The organism is Pandoraea sp. NPDC090278 (genome assembly GCF_044772185.1).
Classification (GTDB): domain Bacteria; phylum Pseudomonadota; class Gammaproteobacteria; order Burkholderiales; family Burkholderiaceae; genus Pandoraea.
In genome coordinates this window covers 377,294-395,235 of sequence record NZ_JBIVYJ010000002.1, presented here as the reverse complement: position 1 = coordinate 395,235, position 17,942 = coordinate 377,294, and the positions used below count along the sequence as shown (strand labels likewise).

13 protein-coding genes and 1 tRNA gene are annotated in these 17,942 nt (G+C 57.4%); 7 read left to right on the top strand and 7 right to left on the bottom strand.

Going from position 1 to position 17,942, the window contains the following annotated elements; all coding sequences use genetic code 11:
• Positions 1 to 101 precede the first annotated feature (101 nt).
• Together ACIQWO_RS10110 and ACIQWO_RS10105 are read right to left on the bottom strand one after the other, a co-directional pair.
• Positions 102 to 2,048 carry a hypothetical protein gene (locus ACIQWO_RS10110; RefSeq protein ID WP_402822732.1) on the bottom strand — a complete coding sequence of 649 codons (1,947 nt, stop codon included), beginning with the start codon at positions 2,046 to 2,048 and terminating at the stop codon, positions 102 to 104.
• 246 nt (positions 2,049 to 2,294) lie between these two features.
• Positions 2,295 to 4,238, bottom strand: a complete 1,944-nt coding sequence (locus ACIQWO_RS10105) for a hypothetical protein (protein WP_402822729.1) — start codon at positions 4,236 to 4,238, stop codon at positions 2,295 to 2,297.
• Positions 4,239 to 4,545: 307 nt separating this feature from the next.
• Here ACIQWO_RS10105 and ACIQWO_RS10100 point away from each other — a divergent pair, with 307 nt between their 5' ends.
• Positions 4,546 to 5,211, top strand: a complete 666-nt coding sequence (locus ACIQWO_RS10100) for a hypothetical protein (RefSeq protein ID WP_402822726.1) — start codon at positions 4,546 to 4,548, stop codon at positions 5,209 to 5,211.
• Between the two features lie 174 nt (positions 5,212 to 5,385).
• Here ACIQWO_RS10100 and ACIQWO_RS10095 read toward each other — a convergent pair whose 3' ends face one another.
• Positions 5,386 to 6,246, bottom strand: coding sequence for a nickel/cobalt efflux protein RcnA (locus ACIQWO_RS10095; RefSeq protein WP_402822723.1), 861 nt, complete (start codon positions 6,244 to 6,246; stop codon positions 5,386 to 5,388).
• A gap of 109 nt (positions 6,247 to 6,355) precedes the next feature.
• On the opposite strand from ACIQWO_RS10095, the gene ACIQWO_RS10090 reads away from it, so the two are divergent.
• Positions 6,356 to 6,625: a metal/formaldehyde-sensitive transcriptional repressor gene (locus ACIQWO_RS10090; protein ID WP_150574985.1), complete on the top strand. Its 270-nt coding sequence runs from the start codon at positions 6,356 to 6,358 to the stop codon at positions 6,623 to 6,625.
• Positions 6,622 to 7,269 carry an ATP-binding cassette domain-containing protein gene (locus tag ACIQWO_RS10085; RefSeq protein WP_402822720.1) on the top strand — a complete coding sequence of 216 codons (648 nt, stop codon included), beginning with the start codon at positions 6,622 to 6,624 and terminating at the stop codon, positions 7,267 to 7,269. Before ACIQWO_RS10090 ends, ACIQWO_RS10085 begins: the two co-directional genes overlap by 4 nt.
• A 108-nt stretch (positions 7,270 to 7,377) precedes the next feature.
• Here ACIQWO_RS10085 and ACIQWO_RS10080 read toward each other — a convergent pair whose 3' ends face one another.
• A complete protein-coding gene (locus ACIQWO_RS10080; protein ID WP_402822717.1) occupies positions 7,378 to 9,498 on the bottom strand; it encodes a hypothetical protein in 2,121 nt (706 codons plus the stop codon).
• Positions 9,499 to 9,779: 281 nt separating this feature from the next.
• On the opposite strand from ACIQWO_RS10080, the gene ACIQWO_RS10075 reads away from it, so the two are divergent.
• The 3 genes from ACIQWO_RS10075 (at position 9,780) to ACIQWO_RS10065 (ending at position 12,600) form a co-directional block, all read left to right on the top strand.
• Complete coding sequence (locus tag ACIQWO_RS10075) at positions 9,780 to 10,250, top strand: low affinity iron permease family protein (RefSeq protein WP_402822714.1); 471 nt, start codon at positions 9,780 to 9,782, stop codon at positions 10,248 to 10,250.
• A gap of 243 nt (positions 10,251 to 10,493) precedes the next feature.
• A complete protein-coding gene (locus ACIQWO_RS10070; RefSeq protein ID WP_402822711.1) occupies positions 10,494 to 12,380 on the top strand; it encodes a methyl-accepting chemotaxis protein in 1,887 nt (628 codons plus the stop codon).
• A gap of 135 nt (positions 12,381 to 12,515) precedes the next feature.
• Positions 12,516 to 12,600 (top strand) — tRNA-Leu (locus ACIQWO_RS10065).
• A gap of 69 nt (positions 12,601 to 12,669) precedes the next feature.
• Here the strand turns inward: ACIQWO_RS10065 and ACIQWO_RS10060 are convergent.
• The 3 genes from ACIQWO_RS10060 to ACIQWO_RS10050 form a co-directional block, all read right to left on the bottom strand.
• A complete protein-coding gene (locus tag ACIQWO_RS10060; RefSeq protein ID WP_402822708.1) occupies positions 12,670 to 13,206 on the bottom strand; it encodes a hypothetical protein in 537 nt (178 codons plus the stop codon).
• A 131-nt stretch (positions 13,207 to 13,337) separates the two neighbouring features.
• A complete protein-coding gene (locus tag ACIQWO_RS10055; protein ID WP_402822705.1) occupies positions 13,338 to 14,666 on the bottom strand; it encodes an MFS transporter in 1,329 nt (442 codons plus the stop codon).
• Between the two features lie 139 nt (positions 14,667 to 14,805).
• Complete coding sequence (locus ACIQWO_RS10050) at positions 14,806 to 15,687, bottom strand: oxaloacetate decarboxylase (protein ID WP_402822703.1); 882 nt, start codon at positions 15,685 to 15,687, stop codon at positions 14,806 to 14,808.
• A gap of 230 nt (positions 15,688 to 15,917) precedes the next feature.
• Between ACIQWO_RS10050 and prpR the strand changes: the two genes are divergently transcribed.
• On the top strand, positions 15,918 to 17,930 hold the full coding sequence (gene prpR / locus ACIQWO_RS10045; protein WP_402823904.1) for a propionate catabolism operon regulatory protein PrpR: 2,013 nt from the start codon (positions 15,918 to 15,920) through the stop codon (positions 17,928 to 17,930).
• Positions 17,931 to 17,942: the final 12 nt, after the last annotated feature.

Here is a 17,942-nt window from a genome sequence, read left to right as displayed (position 1 = left end):
CGCGCACAGCATTTGTGCAGTGAATGCACGAATCGTAATGCGCTGGATACGCCGACGCCCCTGTGTTGACGCTAAGGGAGCCGACGAACGCTGCGTGTGTTCTAGTTCGACCGAACCATTCTGCGCGCCTGCATGTACGACCTAAGGTGCTCATCCCAAACTTCCGCAAATTTCCGCTTCGTGACCGTGTTGACCATGAGATCCCGAAGGTCCACCGACGCCGCCATCGCCTTCAACTTTTTGAGGGTGTCGTTATTCAACGGTTGCATTGTCCAGTTGACCGTCACCTGCATCGCATCCGCTCTGTCCTGCCACGACAGGTTGGTAAAGGAGGGCGGCATCTCGAACGCTCTCCCGCTACCATTCATCCCCGTATTGCAAATGGACATAAGGAAATTTACGGCCCACTCGAACATTCTTGATTTGTTATGCGGGATGATGAACGCCTCGCCAACGTTGTCCGGCAACCCCGACTCTTCCAGTGCCCACTCGTCGATGCCTAGTTCCCTCATGGCAGCAGAATACGCAACGGAGCCCTGCTTAAAGTTCTCTGAAATCCATTCTTTACAGCCCCGGGTTCCGACAACGTCTCCCAAGCTTTCCCCATAGCGCTCAGAAAAAATTGCCGATAAATCTATTACCGCAAAAATCTTCTCCAGAGCCATCCCCCAATCGCCGAAGTGGGAGAGAACGTCTGTCGCAGCGACACGCTTCTGACCTCGGGTCTTATCGTCGAAGAGACTGCTTACATGGGATCGAATTTCCCATCTGTAACTTTCTCTATCGCGACTCCATGCGGAAGGATCTTTGAGCCTCGCCCGCGCCGAAGCCTTAAGACTTTCCAGCAAATCGAATCGGTCATTTCCCTTAGATCTGCCGACCGCTTCCGCCGAGACGTTGCCAAACTCCGATTTGGCGCCTTCGCAATAATTCTTGATGGATCCATGAAACATATCAGGCCCTAATGCTTCCACCATCCTTGACAGATCATCCCTGAAGAACTCTTGCAACAGCTTGGATCCGGCCCATTGGGTATCTTCGTCGAGACGCGCCAACTTCAAGACGACCTCCCGCAGGACAAAATTCGCGTCTCTTCCGTCATCGGCGATCTTGTCGATCTTTTGTCTCAGTTGATTGGCGAAATGTATGCGCTTTTTCTGATCTTCGGGAACATCCGGCCGCAGAATCGCCAGTTCCTCCCAGTCGGCAAAGATCCCTAGAGGCAGGAAGACATAGCCGGTCGCTTCTCCGAGACACTTGAGTGCACCGGAGGTATCCGCATCGTTAAGCGCCAGATCTATCGGCAACTCCTGAAGTTCCGACTGGGATATCTGCTGAATCCTCTCCGGAACAATTTCGCAGTATTTCCTCAATGCAGCCAGACGATATTTCTCGTCCAAGTCACGGATGTCACGAAGCAGATCCAACACAAATTGTGTTAACGGGCCACCATCGATTTCGCCCAGTTGGTCAAGCAATTTACCCAGTGAATTCTTTGGATCGCCGGTCGATTCCGACGTTGCGTCGCGCTCATCTTTGTCACCAAGGGCAGAAACTAAATCTCTCTGGATCAACTGACGTATCGCCAACTTTTCGTCGGATCCGATGATGCTGGAGAACATCACCATTGAGTTCAGTGCATCCTCCTTGCGGTCAGGACAGTGGTCATCCATCAGTTGGAGGTACTCATCCGCCGGAAATCCCCGAAACTGTTGCGGACAACTTCGGAGCAAAGACGCCAATCCGTCGCGACGGTTTTCCGGGTTGTCCATATCCAACCGCACCTTCACCGCTTCCCGAAAATCTGCCTTGAAACGCTCGTACTCGGGACTTGCTCTGTCGCACAGCCAGTAATGGGCGTCCAATTCCGGCAGTCGCTCTCGCCCTTTCCATCCGGGGTCGCCTTCCCACACCACATCGAACGACGCTGGCGCCACGAACTTCAGATCTGAGGAAATTGTCGATGCGGCGGCCGACCGAGCATCGGGAGGTACTTCGGTAGGCAACAAGGGCTTGTTAGTGATCGGCGCAGTAGAAATCGGATCCATGATCTATCTCCTTCGGTGAACGGAGATTTCATAGTGGTTCCGATTTGTCGACGTCCTTTGGGTTACCGACAGGCGCCTGTCGGATTCCAGTTGTGGCCGATTCGCGTTGGGGGCTTCGCCCTGGGGCATGCCGATATATCCCCCATTTCCGACGCAATCCGGGAGATACCGTTCACCGGCATACGTGAGTGAAAGCCGACGCCTTCCGTGCTGAAGCTGATGGCGCCGACGAACGACGGAGGCGCTTTAGTTCGACCGCACCATGTTGTACTTCTGCATGATGACCCTAACGCTTTCGTCCCCGGGGAAGTCCCTTACTTCCGCGAATTTCCGCTTCGTGACCGTGTTGGCCATGAGACCCTGAAGGTCCAACGAAGCCGCCATGGCCCTCAACTTTTTGTAGGTGTCGTTGTTCAGGGGCTTCATTGCCCAATTGACCGTCAACTGCATCGCATCCGCTCTGTCCTGCCACGACAGGTTGTTAAAGGAAGGAGGCATTTCAAACGCGGCCCCGCTGCCATTCATCCCAAAACCGCAAATCGACAGGAGCTGTCTTTCGGCCCACTTCATCTGGTCCGATGAGTTATGTGGAATGATGAACTCCTCGTCAACCTTATTCGGCACCGTTTTTATCGTGTCGAGACCTAGCAGCTCCGTGGCCAATGCGAATTCCTTGTCGGACACCGAATAATTCTCCGACAACCAAGCTCTAGCCGCTTCCTCGCCGACAATACCGGCGATGGTCTCTCTGCGGTAATCAGACATAACCGTCGCGAAATCTTGCAACGATAAGAATTTCTCGTGACTGTCCGCCCATTCATCAAAACCGTAAAGAACATCCATTACGGCCGCGCATTTTTCAGCGCCTTCCTTACCAAACAACACCCTTCTCAAGGCGAAATTAATATTATCGTAGTATTCATATTGATTGCGAATCCAGTTTCTATAATTTTTGATTCTTGATTTAGCCGATTCTTTAAAATTCTCCTGCAAATTTAGCTGCCCAGTTGCCCGCAATCTGCCATTAATTTCTCTTGAAAAATCAGCAAACTCCAACTTGGCGCTATCGCAATAACTTCCGATTATTGCTAGGGATCTTCTGCCTCCAGTTGCTGCAAACATGCTCGACAGCTCATCCTTGAAGAACTCGCACAGCAACTTGGCACCGGCCGATTGAGTGTCTTCGTCCAGGCGGGCCAACCTCAGGACGATCTCCCTCATGACAAGATTCGCGTCCCTTCCGTCATCTACGATCTTGTCTATTCTTTGTCTCAGTTGGTCGGCAAAGTCGGTGCGCCTTCTCTGATCGGCCGGAACGTCCAGTTTCAGACTCGCAAGTTCTTGCCAATCAGCAAAGATTCCGTGCGGCAGGAAGACGTAGCCGGTCGTCTCTCCGAGACATTTGAGCGCACTGGATGTCTCCGCTTCGCTAAGTGTGAGAATGGCCGGTAGCTCTTGGAGGTCCGACTGAGAAATCTGCTTAATTTTCTCCGGAATGATTTCACACAATCTTGTCAACGCACTCAGACGATATCTCAGCCTTAAAATACTGACATCACTCAGCAGATCCAATACGAACTGGCGCGATGAATCGGCATTACTCTGATCCAAATGTTCCAGGCATCGATCTATCGCAATTTTAATTCTTCTGTCCTGCATCTCCTTTCTGTATGGTCTGTCCTCATCGTATTCAATGTAATTATCCAGCTCCATTAGAATTTCCCAACGCATCCCCCGCTGCGAATCGGATCCGGTGATGTCGGAAAATTGCATCAATTTTCCTAATCTGCCTTCCCAGCTATCACACGATTTTCGCAACAGCTTGTGGTAGTCATCTGCCGGAAACCCCCGAAACTGCCCCGGACTATTGCGCATGAATTGCAGTCCGTCACCTTTATTATTTTTTTCCTCAGTATTCGCAGCTAACCTTACTGCCGCCCGAAAACCGGCTCTGAGGCTTTCGTATTCGCCGCCCGCTTGGTTGTGCATCCAATAGGGGGGGAGCGCTGCCGGAAATTCCTTGTGCCCTCGCCATTCGGTTTCGTCTTCCGACTGCACCGCTCGCGACGCGAGCACTAGATCCGAGGCAATTGTCGGCGCCGCGTCGAGCCGGTTACCGGACGCCGCCACAGGTCGCTCGACGGGCAATTGTGTGTTGTTGACAACCGAACCGGGTGAAATCGACTCCATGATCTATCTCCTTCGGTGAATGGAGACTTCATAGTGGTTCCTATTTGTCGACGCCCTTCGGGTTACCGACATGGACCTGTCGGATTCATCTGGCGACTGATCCACGTTGGGGCCTTCGCCTTGGTGACTGCCGATATTTCGCCCAATCCCGATTAGGCCCGCCAAGCGTTTCCCCAGTCAGTTGCCGCGCGAAATTCACAAGTGCCTTCGGAGGTCGCCGCGTTGCCGAAGCGGCGCGTCGGAAAGTGGAAGTGCGTCGCACTATCGGTGCCAACCTGAAACTCCCACCCACTGAAGGAGTTGCGTCATGCCTCTGACCACAGATGTGAATACAAGTGATGCGACCTATGTCGCACAACTGGCGTCACGGCAGGTCGAGCCAGAACCTGGTCCGCAGGACAATCCGGCCATGGCTGGCGACCTGTGTCGTGTGTCTCACTGCGCGTGTCACGCGATGTTGTTTCCGGACACGGAAAAAAGAGATATTCAGATTTTGGTCACGGCACGCTCGGCAGGGATTCAACGGCTCGCCATCTCGTTAAAGACAAATCCAGACGTGACTGACCCTAGCGAGTCAGGCAAGACAATCGACGAGACGAAAGAATCCGAAGAGAGCGGCAAGGCAAAAGACTCGTATGAAGCCATCCAAACGGCAAAGAACGAAATGCAGAAGGCGGTGTACGACAGGCATCATTCGTCCGAGAGAACCACGGTGCCGAGATCGTTTTCGAAGTTGAGTGAGGATGGGAAGCGAACGGTTTTCGCGGCTACTGTTCATTATGTGTTGTCGAACTCCAGCGAAATCACGCCTATATGGTTTGCCGACATCCTTGACTTTGCTGCGGACGGCGGGCTCATCGGATATTTCCACCATGCCGTCTCGCAGACGACGTATGACAAGCTGAACGATCTGGCGGAAAACCGTTTGGCGAAATCCGTGATCAAAGCGTTCGGTATGCTGCGAATCGAATAATTCGAAGTCCATTCCGGGTTCGCCGCGTGTTTGTGTTTGCGATGTATCGGCGAACCTTGCCGCCACCGCCTTCGTCGCGCAACGCGAAGCTGACGTCGCGGGGCGTACGCTTATCTATCGCTTCAACCTGCGGGAGACGATCGTGGCGTCCGCGCGCGTAAGGACCGACACGATTTAGACGTTGAGAAGCATATGCGACGCGCCTCGATAGATGACGTACACACCGACCAGCACGATCAGCGCGCCCGAGAAGTACGGTGCCTTGCGCGCGAATTCACCAAACCCGCTCCAGCGCCGCGACACATGACGCACGCTCAGCGCTGCCAGTGCGCCAGACGCCACCATCGTCATGGCCAGCCCGATGCTGAAGCACAGCACCAACCCCGCGCCCAATGCAAAACGCTTGAGTTGCAAACACAACAGCAGCACGGTGATCGATGCAGGACAGGGCACGAGCCCGCCCGTCAGACCGAACATGACGATCTGGCCAGTGGTGACTTCGCGCCCTGAGAAGCGATTTTCAATGTCGCGGGCGTGCGCCCGCTCGTGGGCGTCCTGATAGCCGTCGCCGATGGCTTTCAGCGCCTGCGGGTGAGCATGCCGATGGTCGTGGTCGTGGTCATGGTCATGGTCATGGTCATGGTCATGGTCATGGTCATGGTCATGGTCGGCACGATGATGCGAATGCTCGCGACGACTGTCGCGCCATGTGCGCCAAAGCATCCATCCGGCGACCACAAGAATCAGAACACCCGATACCACTTCGAAGTACGGCTCGGACGTTTCGAGGTTCCAGTTGCGCCCGAAGTACATTCCCGCCATGGCGACGAGCCAGACCACCGCCGTATGCGACACCGTTGCCGAAAGCCCGAGCAACACCGCCTGTCCGACGCTGCCGCGAATCGCAACGATGAACGCCGCCATCATCGTCTTGGAATGGCCAGGCTCCAAACCGTGTAATGCGCCGAGCAATATCGCGCTCGGAATGAACAGCCAGGCGCTGCCTTGCTGGAGAAGGGTCGGGAAATCGGCCATTTCAGGAGACTCAGTAGGGTTGTGCGATGCCTCGCAATATACTCCCCACCAGTATATTTGTGTTAGCATTTTTTCATTCGATTTTCAATGGACAGGGGCGCGACGAGCCGTGCACACGATTCGGGACAAGAACAAGCTATTGGCACGCGTGCGTCGCATTCAAGGGCAGACGCAGGCGCTGGAGCGGCAGTTGAGCGAGGAGGGCGACTGCGTCGAAATCCTTCAGCAGATCGCAGCCATTCGCGGCGCGATCAACGGGCTGATGGGCGCGGTTATCGAGGGACACCTCGTCGACCACGTCATCAACGAACCGGATCAGGCTCACCGCGAAGCCGAACTGGCCCCCTTACTTCACGTCATCAAGGCTTATCTGAAATGAGCGAAGTCATGCATCAGGAGTCGCTGCTTCGCTTCGAAGGGCTTACCCGACGTTTCGACGATTTCACCCTTTTCGAGAACCTCCGTTTCAACGCGGGTCCCGGTTGCTTCGCGTTGCGCGACGAAGGCGGTGGCGGCAAGACGACGCTGCTCGGCATGCTCGCAGGCACCGTGGATGCAGGGGATGGAAAGGTATGGATCGACGGGCATTCGATGCAGCGCGAGCCCGACGCCGCAAAGGCCGCCCTGGCCGTCGTGCCGTTCGATTGCATGACCGAACCCATGCAAACCGGCCGTGACTTCCTTGAGCAACGTGCGGCACAGCGTCAGGTGAGCGTGAGCGCAGACATCCTTGATCTCGCCGAGCGCTTCAGCCTGATGCCGCACATGGAAAAGCGCTTCGAGCAAATGTCGACGGGTACGCGTCGCAAGTTCTACCTGACGGCGATATTGTTCGGCGCTCCGCGTGTGATCCTGGCAGATGAACCCACCGGCGGCCTGGACGGTCCTTCACGCGCCGTGCTGATCGATTTGTTTTCTATGCTTGGCAAGGATCACTGCGTTCTCTTTTCGACGCACGATGATGAACTCGCCGAGGGATGTCAGGCAACGACCCTCACTTTTCCCGAGGCATTTGCACGATAGCGCATGCAAGCCAGTGACCCTGTAAAACGCATTGTCACTTGCGACGTTTGAAGCGGTTCGCCAACGCGAACGCGCGGCGAACCCTGAGTTGACTTCGGATTGTTTGAACTAGTAGGCCATCCAGTAATCTTGAATTAAACTCAGAAGAGAGCTCGGATCTCTCAACTGCTTCACAGAATTTAAAGTATCTTGCGACACAGTTCCCATCAAGTAACTTTGAATAGATCGGTTCGACGAAAATCGATACAGCCAAAGAGATGTATCGCTGTTAACTGGACTAAATATCCAATCGACAGTCAGCTTTACAACCTTCTGCTTTTCCGTTTCCGTTAAACTAAAAAACGAATTCGGTATTTCAATCGTGCGGACGCGCCTCATACTAATACGGGACGCCTCCCACATCTCCTGCTTCACTCTCTCGATTTTTATTTCATCGTCCCGCGGCGGCGGAGTGAACAGATCCAGAACACGATCCTTGTATCGTTCTATTTTAAACGTCTCGCCAACCCACCTTCGAATTTCATCTAACTGGATGTCCTCACGCAATCCAGGAATGTGATCGACGATTAAACGCAACACTTCATAGTTTAATTCGTCACTACCCATATTTAGCGCATATATCATCCTTCTTCCGACAGTAAATTCACGACCGGAACTCACAACAAGCAAGTCGTCGACGATATTTTCGATCCTCCTCCTAAGCCTATAATCAAAATAATATTCGTCTCCATTAAACTCCGAAGAAACTTTTCTCAACCTTTCTACGAACTCCCCCACCAACCTCGCATATTGATCAAAGCCATTAACCTTCGAAAACTCCGACATGGCATCATCAACGGAATGTTTCGGAATTATTTCATAAATCAGATCGCAAACCCTGGACGGACCAAATTCAGAAAACATATCCGACAAATTCTCAGAAAAATATCGACAAATTAATTTAATTGAATTCAATCTAAGATCATCATCTATTCGACTCAAACCAAGAATGATTTCTCTATAGACATCATTAATTTTACGTCCATCAATATCGACGATTTTTGAAACTCTGCCCTCGACATTTCTTACAAATTCGGCACTCGCTATCCGACCCTCTTTGGTAGTGGGATCGGCTGCAGCCGCTTTTTGCCACGTCACGTATAAATCATCGGGTAAAAATATACATCCGGTCGCTTCACCAAGGCACCTAAAGGCCTCAGAAATTCGCTCAGCATCAGAAAATGTGCCGCAAACAAAATCATGAAGCCTGGACTGAGGGATTTTTTTTATGTTTTCCGGAGCGATATCACAGTATTTCATCAATGCTGTTAGCCGATATTCTTCGGAAATTCTTTTTATTCCGAAAAATACGTCGTCAAAAAACTCTTGCTCCCACGTGACACCCCGCCCTCTACAGTATTCCAGGAATTTTTCGAGCGATTTTCTAAACCTTAGATCCCCCTCACGGGTCGAATGTTCGTCGCCCTCCAAAGCAGCTTTCAATGCGATCGATATTTCATCAAGCATTACCGGCCTGGCATCACACTTCGATTTGGACGAAAAATAAACCAATCCATCCAGGCGGGTCTCCCAGCCTTCGTAGACTCTAAGTAACAACGATCGGTACTCTTCTGGTGGAAATTCTTTGAATTCGGCACCAAAGCTTTCAACCATATACTCAAGGCCATCGAGCTTTCCATTCAATTTCTTTTCATCTATGCGACATAGCATCTCTCGAATGAGTACCTCCCTAATCGGACTCAAATTTGATGTGTATTTTTTTATTTCATAAATCATCTCATTTTTCTTATCACCAACATCCTTCTCCACCTTAGCTTCAAGCTCCTTTAGCTCCCCCCTCTTGGCGATCACAGAATTTAGCGAATCTCGCTCAAAAATTTCGAACTTGGTCTCCCTATCAGATTTAAGGCTATTTATTTTCTCATTTGCTTCAGCACAATAATTATTGACACTTAAGTTGATCGCCTGCTTAAAATCATCTTTGAACGTCTCGTATTGAGTTCTATTTTTGTCGTATACCCAATACTCTTCAACCGCCGCAGGCAGTCCTAACAACCCCCTTGATTCCCCTTCACTAATGCCCGCGTCCGCTAACGGTATCGGACGCATCACAATCAGATCCGCTGACATTGCTCCGACGCCATCCGACTCAGAATTGCCAGGTTCTGCCGACATCAGTGAAATCGGTGGTGTCGCCACCGTTGACGATCCATTGATATTTTCAATCACGATTCAACTCCTTCTTTGAATGGAGATTTCATAGTGGTGGCAATCTGTTTGAATTCTTGGCGTTTCTGGCGTTTGATTGTCGGATTCACGTTTTCGCTCACTCCGATTGGGTCATAGGCAGCGGCACTCGATGCGCCAATTCGCAAATCGCCCCTGACACGATCCCAAACTGATTTCTCAGGCCGCAATACGGCTGTGTCAATTCGACCTTCAGTGGACCTCGGTGTGACCGTAGCCTTGTGCCATCATTGGCCTATCTCTTAACGCAACGGGAGACGGTCATGAACGGCAGATGGTTTTCGAAGTTTTCGAGCTACCTTTCCACGGTGACCGGGCGTCCGGTCTCGTTCGTGCTGGCGGTCGCACTCGTCCTCATCTGGGCGGTGACCGGGCCATTCTTCGGCTACAGCGACACGTGGCAGCTGGTCATCAACACATCGACCACCATCGTCACCTTCCTGATGGTCTTCCTTATTCAGAACACGCAGAACCGCGACACGGCGGCGATGCACATCAAGCTCGATGAACTGATTCGTGCGATGGAAGGCGCGCACAACGCCTTGCTCGATCTGGAAGAACTCGACGAAAAAGAACTGATCCGCTTCCGCAAACGCTACGAGGCGCTCGCCAACGAGGCACGCCTTGCCCTGCGAAAGGGCACCCCCGATACCGATTCGCCGTTCATCGATGAAGGCGATCACGACGACGATGACCCGGACGCAAAGCCATCGACGTTTCAACGAACGAAATGAGGAAAAACTACCGGTGGAAAGCACCGTTAAAGGGCATCGGACCCGCCGTTGAAACGCAGCACACGGGCGTTGATTCCTGCTCACTAAAGTTATTGCGGCACCCAGCCGTAAGCGCAGAGAGCAAGGACGTAATAGACGTAGTGGAAGTCACAGATTCACTGTTTCGCTGCGAGGGCGCCCCCAATCCGCCTGAGCGGCCGCCCCCAATCAACGGCTCGCACGCGGGCCTACCGATGAAAGCCCATGAAAGTCACTTCGTTGCGAACCCGGATTCTGCTCATCACCTGTCTGACGGTCGTGGGCGCGCTGATCCTCTCAGGCGTCACGACCTACGTGATCGTGCGCGACAGCATGATGTCCAGCATCGAGCACACGCTCTCGGCCGTGGCCAACGGCAACGCGGGCACCGTCGAGCGCTGGGCAGCCGATAAGGCGCAGGCGGTCGTCGCCACGTCGCAAGTGGTCGAAAAGGGGGACCCCACCGGCCTCGTGAAGCTCATGGGCAAGACCAACGACTTCCCGATCACCAGCATCGGCTGGTCGGACAAGACGTTCTTCTCCACCGCGCCCACCCCGGCGGACTACGATCCGACGGCTCGCCCCTGGTACAAGAGCGCGGTTGCGGCCGGTAAGCTGACCGTCACCAAACCGTACGGCGATTCGTCGACGGGCATTCCTTACGTGGCCTTCACTGCACCGCTCGTGCGCGACGCTCAGACGACCGGTGCCATCAGCGGTGCCGTGGCACTCACCGGCGTGCAGGACATCATCAAGGCCGTTCACCCCACGCCGTCGAGCCTTGCGCTGGTCGTCGCAAGCGACGGCCAGGTGATCGCTCACCCGGACAGCAAGTACTCGCTCAAACCGTCGACCGACGTCTCCGCCGCGCTCACCGCCGACTCGCTGCCCGGCATGGCTGCCGACGGCGCAGCACCGGTCTCGATGGAACTGTCCGGTGCAGCCAAGCTGCTCAAGGCCAAACGCATTCCCGGCACCGACTGGTATCTGGTGGTCGCACTCGATCGCGCGGAAGCCACATCGGGCCTCACGCACGTGCTCACGGCCACCATCGTCACGTTGGTGGTACTCACGCTCGTCGCGCTGTTGATCGCCTCGATCTTCACCTCGCGCGCCTTCAAGCGCCTGTCGATCGTGCGCGATGCGATGGATACCATCGGCTCGGGCGACGGCGACATGACCCAGCGTCTGGATGTCACCGGTCATGACGAAGTCGCGCAGATTTCGAAGTCGTTCAACGCCTTCGTCGACAAGATCAGCTCGGTCATGCTCGACGTGCGCACCGGCGTGTCGTCGATGACGTCGGCCACGAGCGAGATCGAAATGGGCAATCGCGATCTGTCACAGCGTACCGAGGCATCGGCCGGGTCGTTGCAGGAGACGTCGTCCGCGCTCACGGAACTGACGTCCAGCGTCAAGCAGACGGCCGACACCGCCGAGCACGCGACGCGACTGGCCAACGACGCAAGCGCCGCCGCCGCACGCGGGGGCCAGGTCGTCACCGACGCCGTGGGCACGATGGCCGCCATTACGCAGTCGTCGGAGCGCATTACGGAAATCATCAGCGTCATCGACGGCATTGCCTTCCAGACGAACATCCTGGCGCTCAACGCCGCTGTGGAAGCGGCGCGGGCGGGCGAGCAGGGACGCGGCTTTGCCGTGGTGGCTGGCGAAGTGCGTACGCTGGCGCAACGCAGCGCGGCCGCCGCACAGGAGATCAAGGGGCTGATCGAGACGTCCGTTCAGAACGTGAAGAGCGGCACGGAGCGCGTGCAGGCGGCTGGCACCACGATGCATGAGATCGTCGACGGCATCACGCGCGTCCAGCGTCTGGTGAGCGAGATTCACGGCGCGATGACCGAGCAAAGCGCGGGCATCAGCCAGATCGACCGGTCGGTCTCGGAGATGGATCAGGCGACGCAGCAGAACGCCGCACTCGTGGAAGAGTCGGCGGCCGCATCGGCCATGCTCAGCGAGCAGGCGCGCATGCTGGCGGAGACGGTGGCCCGCTTCCGTCTGCGCGAAGGACACGCCATGGATTCGCGCGGCTTTGGCGGTGGTCATGCACCGGCGCTGACGGTGGTCAGCGGATCGCAACGGCTAGCGGCCTGAGATATACCGCGCGTATATCTCTCCCGTCGGTGTGTCGGTAGTGAGCGCGTCGCGCGCGCAAGACGGTTGCGCGGCGCGCGAAGCATTCACAAAATCCAATTTTCCCGTTACAATCGCGCTCCCTTGCAGGACAAAGCCGACGTGGTGAAATTGGTAGACACGCTATCTTGAGGGGGTAGTGGCGAAAGCTGTGCGAGTTCGAGTCTCGCCGTCGGCACCAAGGTTTCAGAAGGCAGAAGATCGAAAGGTCTTCTGCCTTTTTCGTTTTCTGCGTCGCTTTTCTTCCCAATCACCGCAGCATGCCCGCCCTGCGCAACAGCCGTTGCACCAGCGGCCAGTGCTCGCGCGAGAACTTCCCCAGACCGACCCGGTGCCAGTGACGTTGCACCGCCGCGCGCCCGTCGGGGCCATCCGTCAGAAAGCATTCGAGCGCAGCGGGGCGAAGGCGCATGTCGATCCTGGCGAACTTCTGCATCAGAAACCCGAACAACGTGTAGCGGCCTTGCCCGCCCGGAATCCGCATTTCCCATCGGGCGACAAACGCGCGCCAGGCGAGCGTGCCGCTTCCGTGCCGCACGGCGCAGATCCATTGCGTGACGATGTCGTCGTACGCGTCGTCGCCCAGTCCCAGAAAATCGGTCTGAAAACGAAACGCCGTGTCGGTGTCAGGCGGCACGGTGGGAAACGGCAGTGACCACGACGGCCCGGGCACATTGACCGCACCTTCGAGATCCCATGCCACTTCCGGCGTCAGGCTCCCGCGGCACAACTCCTCCGCATCGGAAGGCAGGACAAGACTGAGGTCGGGGATCGGCGACAGCATCATGGGCGGAACTCCGCAGCGGTGGTCGGCCCACGATGCCACGCGTGGGCCAACGCACTTTACGGATCTGTCACCGGATTTCGCGAATCCGGCGGAAGCCGGGAATCTGCCCGTCAAAACGCACGGGAAAGCGCTCAGTCGAACTTGCGACCGCGCGTCTCCGGCATCTTGAGATAGACGACGAGCGAAATCGCCGCGCAGATCGTCACGTACCAATAGAAATACGACTCGTGACCGCTCGCTTTGAAGCGCAGCGCCACGAACTCCGTCGTGCCGCCGAGAATCGCTGTCGTCAGCGCGTATGGGAAGCCCACGGCGAGCGCACGAATGCGCGGCGGGAACAGTTCGGTTTTCGCCAGCATGTGCACTGACGTGAAGCCCGAGAGCATGACGAGACCGGCGAACGACAGCGCGAACGCCACCAGCGGGTCTTTCGTGTGACTAAGCGCCGTGAAGAGCGGCACGGAGAAGAGCGTGGTGCTCACGCCGAAGATCATCAGTACCTTGCGACGGCCGATCACGTCAGACAGCAACCCGAACAGCGGTTGCAGCGGCATGTACAGCAGCAGCGCAAGCGTGGAGACGAACGTCGACGTCTCCTTCGTGAGACCGACCGAGTTCACCAGGAACTTCTGCATGTAGACGGTGAACGTGTAGAACGCGACCGTGCCGCCGATCGTGATGCCGATGGCGAGCAGAATCTGACGCCAGTGCGCGAACACCTCACGCGCAATCGACGTCTCGCGCTTCTTCGCGCTGTCGACGAACGCCTCGCTCTCCGTCACGTTGCGACGCATGTATAACGCGAACAGCGCCAGCACGCCGCCCAGCACGAACGGAATACGCCATCCCCAGTGCTCGATCTGCTCAGCCGTCAGCAACCAGCGCTGCATCACCAGCATGAGCCCCAGTGCGACGAGTTGCCCCGCCACCACGCTCACTTGCAGGAAGCCGAGGAAGAAGCCCTTGCGGTTCTCCGGCGCGACTTCGCTCAGATACGTCGCGCTGGTGCCGTATTCGCCGCCCATCGACAGACCTTGCAGCAGACGTGCTGCGATCAGCACGATAGGCGCGAAGATGCCGATGGTCGCGTAACCGGGTGTGAGCGCGATCATCATCGAGCCGACGCTCATCGCCAGCACGGAACCCGTGAGGGCCGCCTTACGACCGCGACGGTCCGCGTACAGACCGATAAGCCAACTACCCAACGGACGCGCCACATAACCCACTGCCGCAATCGCAGCCGTGTTCATCAGTTGGACGGTCGGGTTGTCGCCAGGGAAAAAGGCCTTCGCGAAATAGATCGAGAAGATGCTGTAGGCGAGAAAGTCGTACCACTCGATCAGGTTGCCCGCGAGGCCGCCGACGATGGAGCCGATCTTGACGGGGGCGCGAGTGGTGGCGGTGGAAGCGTTGCGGGAATGCGGTTGACGTGCGGCGAGGGAATCCGAGGGGGGCGTCACAATCTGTCTCCGATACTTTTTGTTTGATGCCGTCTTGCAGTGATGCGGGGTTGCGGCAATGCGGTGCGGCTTTGGATGGAACAGGCGACGCACCCGAATCGATGCGTCACCGACTTGCGAATGTCGAAACTGGTGCCGGTCAGTCGGCGGCGTACTTTTTGTCGAGGGCGTCGTAGAACGGCTTGTTCACCAGACGCTGACGCTCCGCGAACGGCACCACCAGCGACGGGTCTTCGTCCAGACGCCCGCTGTCGCGCAGCGTGCCGAGCGCTTTCTGCATACCGAGCACGGCGCTTTGCAGCGCGGCGTTCGCGTACAGCACGATGCCGTAGCCCAGTTCGGCCAGACGCGGCTGCGATTGCGTCGGCGTCTTTCCACCGATGACGATGTTGATCAGTTGCGGACGATCGAACAGTGCGGGCAAACGTTCGATGTCGGCCAGCGTCTCCGTCGCTTCGATGAAGAGGATGTCGGCACCGGCTTCGATGAAACGACGGCCGCGCTCGATGGCCGCCTCGATTCCTTCGACGGCAGCCGCATCGGTGCGGGCGATGATTTGCAGGTTGCCGTCTTCGCGCGCATCGACGGCGGCGCGGATCTTACCCACCATCTCGTCGGCGGAGATCACGGCCTTGCCGTTGAAATGGCCGCACTTCTTGGGCAGCACCTGATCTTCGAACTGGATGGCGTCCGCGCCGCTGCGCTCCAGTACGCGCACCGTGTGACGCACGTTCAGCGCGTTGCCGAAGCCGGTGTCGGCGTCGACGATGATCGGCAGCGACACGGCGTCGCGCACGCGTGCCGTGTGCTCGGCCATCTCGGACAATCCGACGAATGCAAGATCGGGCAGACCGAGCGACATGTTGGTGACGCCCGCGCCGGTGAGATAAAGCGCCTCGAAACCCGCGTCTTCGATGACGCGTGCCGAGAGGGCATTGAAAGCGCCGGGCACGAGCAACCCCTGGCGGGCCTCGACCTTACGGCGGAATTCGGCGCGGCGTTGTGCAGTCGCGGTAGTCATGATGACGGTCTCCGTGTGAGTTATCGGTAAATGGAGACACCGTTTGCAATCTGCGTGCCAGACGCGACATCACTTGAGAATGCCGAAAATTCCGTCGTCGAATCAGCGACTTGCGCTGGGCAGTCCGATTTCTGAGGATATGGCAAAATCGGCGAACGGAAATTGGAACGTTTCGTGAAACACTCATGAAACGTTCCATCAAGCCGTCAGAGCAGTCCGGAGACAACGTCATGCCCCCCAGCCATTCCGGTGCGGTGCCGCCGCGCCGCGTCACGCCCGCGCCACTCGATCCTCGTGCCCGACGCCCGGGCATCGCCCTCGTGAGCATCAGCCGCTTGCAAACCCTCTGCGAGACGGTCGCGCCGCGTTACACCGACCGCGCGCGCTTCTACTCCGTACGTGAAGGCTACGGCGCGGCGGTCACGGCGTTGCAGTCGTATGTCGAGTCGGGCGCGGTCGATGTGGTGCTCGCCGCCGGGTCGAACGGCGCGTATCTGCGCGAGAACCTCTCCGTGCCGGTCGTGACGGTCAAGGTCAACGGCTTCGACGTGCTCAGCGCCATCACGCGTGCGACGACGACCTGGCCCGACCAGCCGCTCGGCCTCGTGCTGCACGAGACCGTCTCGCGCGAGCTGGACGACCTTGGGCAATTGCTCAAGATCCAGATCCGTCAGCGCGCGTATCGCTCCGTCGACGAGGTGCAGGACGCCGTCGACACGTTGGCCGCGCAAGGCTGCAAGGTCATCATTGGCCCCGGCATGGCGTGCGACTTCGCTCAGGAGGCTGGGCTTGAGCACGTGTTCCTCTATTCGCTCGGCGCGGTGGAAGAGGCCTTCGAGCGCTCGGTGGAACTTGCGCGCGTGAGTCGCGAGAAGGAATCGAAACGCATGCGTCTGAACACCATCGTGGCGCACATGCGCGACGGCGTCGCGGCGTTCGACGACAACGGTCAGCTCGAAGCCGTGAATCCGGCGATGTTCACGCTGCTGGGTGTCGACGCCGAACGGGTCGCCACGCACGGCGCGCGCCAGTTCGAACTCACACGCAAGCTCGGGCCGCTGCTTCGTGAGTTGTCGGACGATGGCGTGGCCGTCGAGGAGCGGCTGGCGCATATCGACGGGCGTGCGTTCATCACGAGTTGCGTGCCGATCTACGAACACGGCATGCGCTCGGGGGCGGTGGTCACCGTGCAGGACGCACAGATGGCGCAGCGCATCGACCGGTCGCTTCGGACGACGCAGCGCCCGAAGCATCTCGTGGCGAAGCACGAGCTTGCCGAACTGGTCGGCGACTCGCCGCACATCGAGAAGGTTCGACGTCTCGCTCGCGCGGGGGCCGCGCACGACGCGACGGTGCTGCTGACGGGCGAGAGCGGCACCGGGAAAGAGCTAGTGGCGCAGGGGATTCACAACGCGAGCGCTCGGCGCGGCAATCCGTTCGTCGCCTTCAACTGCGCGGCGTTACCGGAGGGACTGATCGAGAGCGAGCTGTTCGGGCACGACGAAGGGGCGTTCACGGGGGCGCGCCGTGGCGGGAAGGCCGGTCTGTTCGAGATCGCGCACACGGGGACGATCTTTCTCGACGAAATCGGCGAGATGCCCGCAGCAATGCAAAGCCGCCTGCTACGTGTATTGCAGGAGCGCGAGGTCATGCGGCTGGGGTCAGGGCGTCCGGTATCGGTGGACGTGCGTGTGATTGCCGCCACGCATCGCGATCTCAACGCGCTGGTCGCCGAAGGACGCTTCCGTGCCGATCTCTACTTCCGTCTGAATCTTCTGCAAGTGACGCTGCCTGCACTCCGCGAGCGGCGCGACGACATTCGTCTGCTCGCGCAGACATTGCTCGCGCGAAATGCCGCGCAGTATGGATTGGATGCGCGTGCGTCGAAGCCCATTCTCGACGTACTCACACCGCTGTTCGATCGTTACGACTGGCCGGGGAACGTGCGCGAACTGGAGAATCTGCTGGCACGCGCGGCCATCTATCTCGATAGTGACGTCGTGCGTCACGCGCAGACGCTTCACGAGGTGTTTCCGGAGTTGGCGCAACTCGGCACGCAGAAACGCGGGGGCGATGGCCAATCGCTGGCGTCGACATCGCAGGAAGCGGCCGCACGTGAAGCCGTCACGCGCGACGCCGCCCTTGCCGCCTTGCAAGCTGCCGGCGGCAATCGCGCCGCCGCCGCCCGCGCGCTGGGGATCGGTCGCACGACGTTCTGGCGATTGATGAAATCCGACGGATGAGCGGCACGCAAG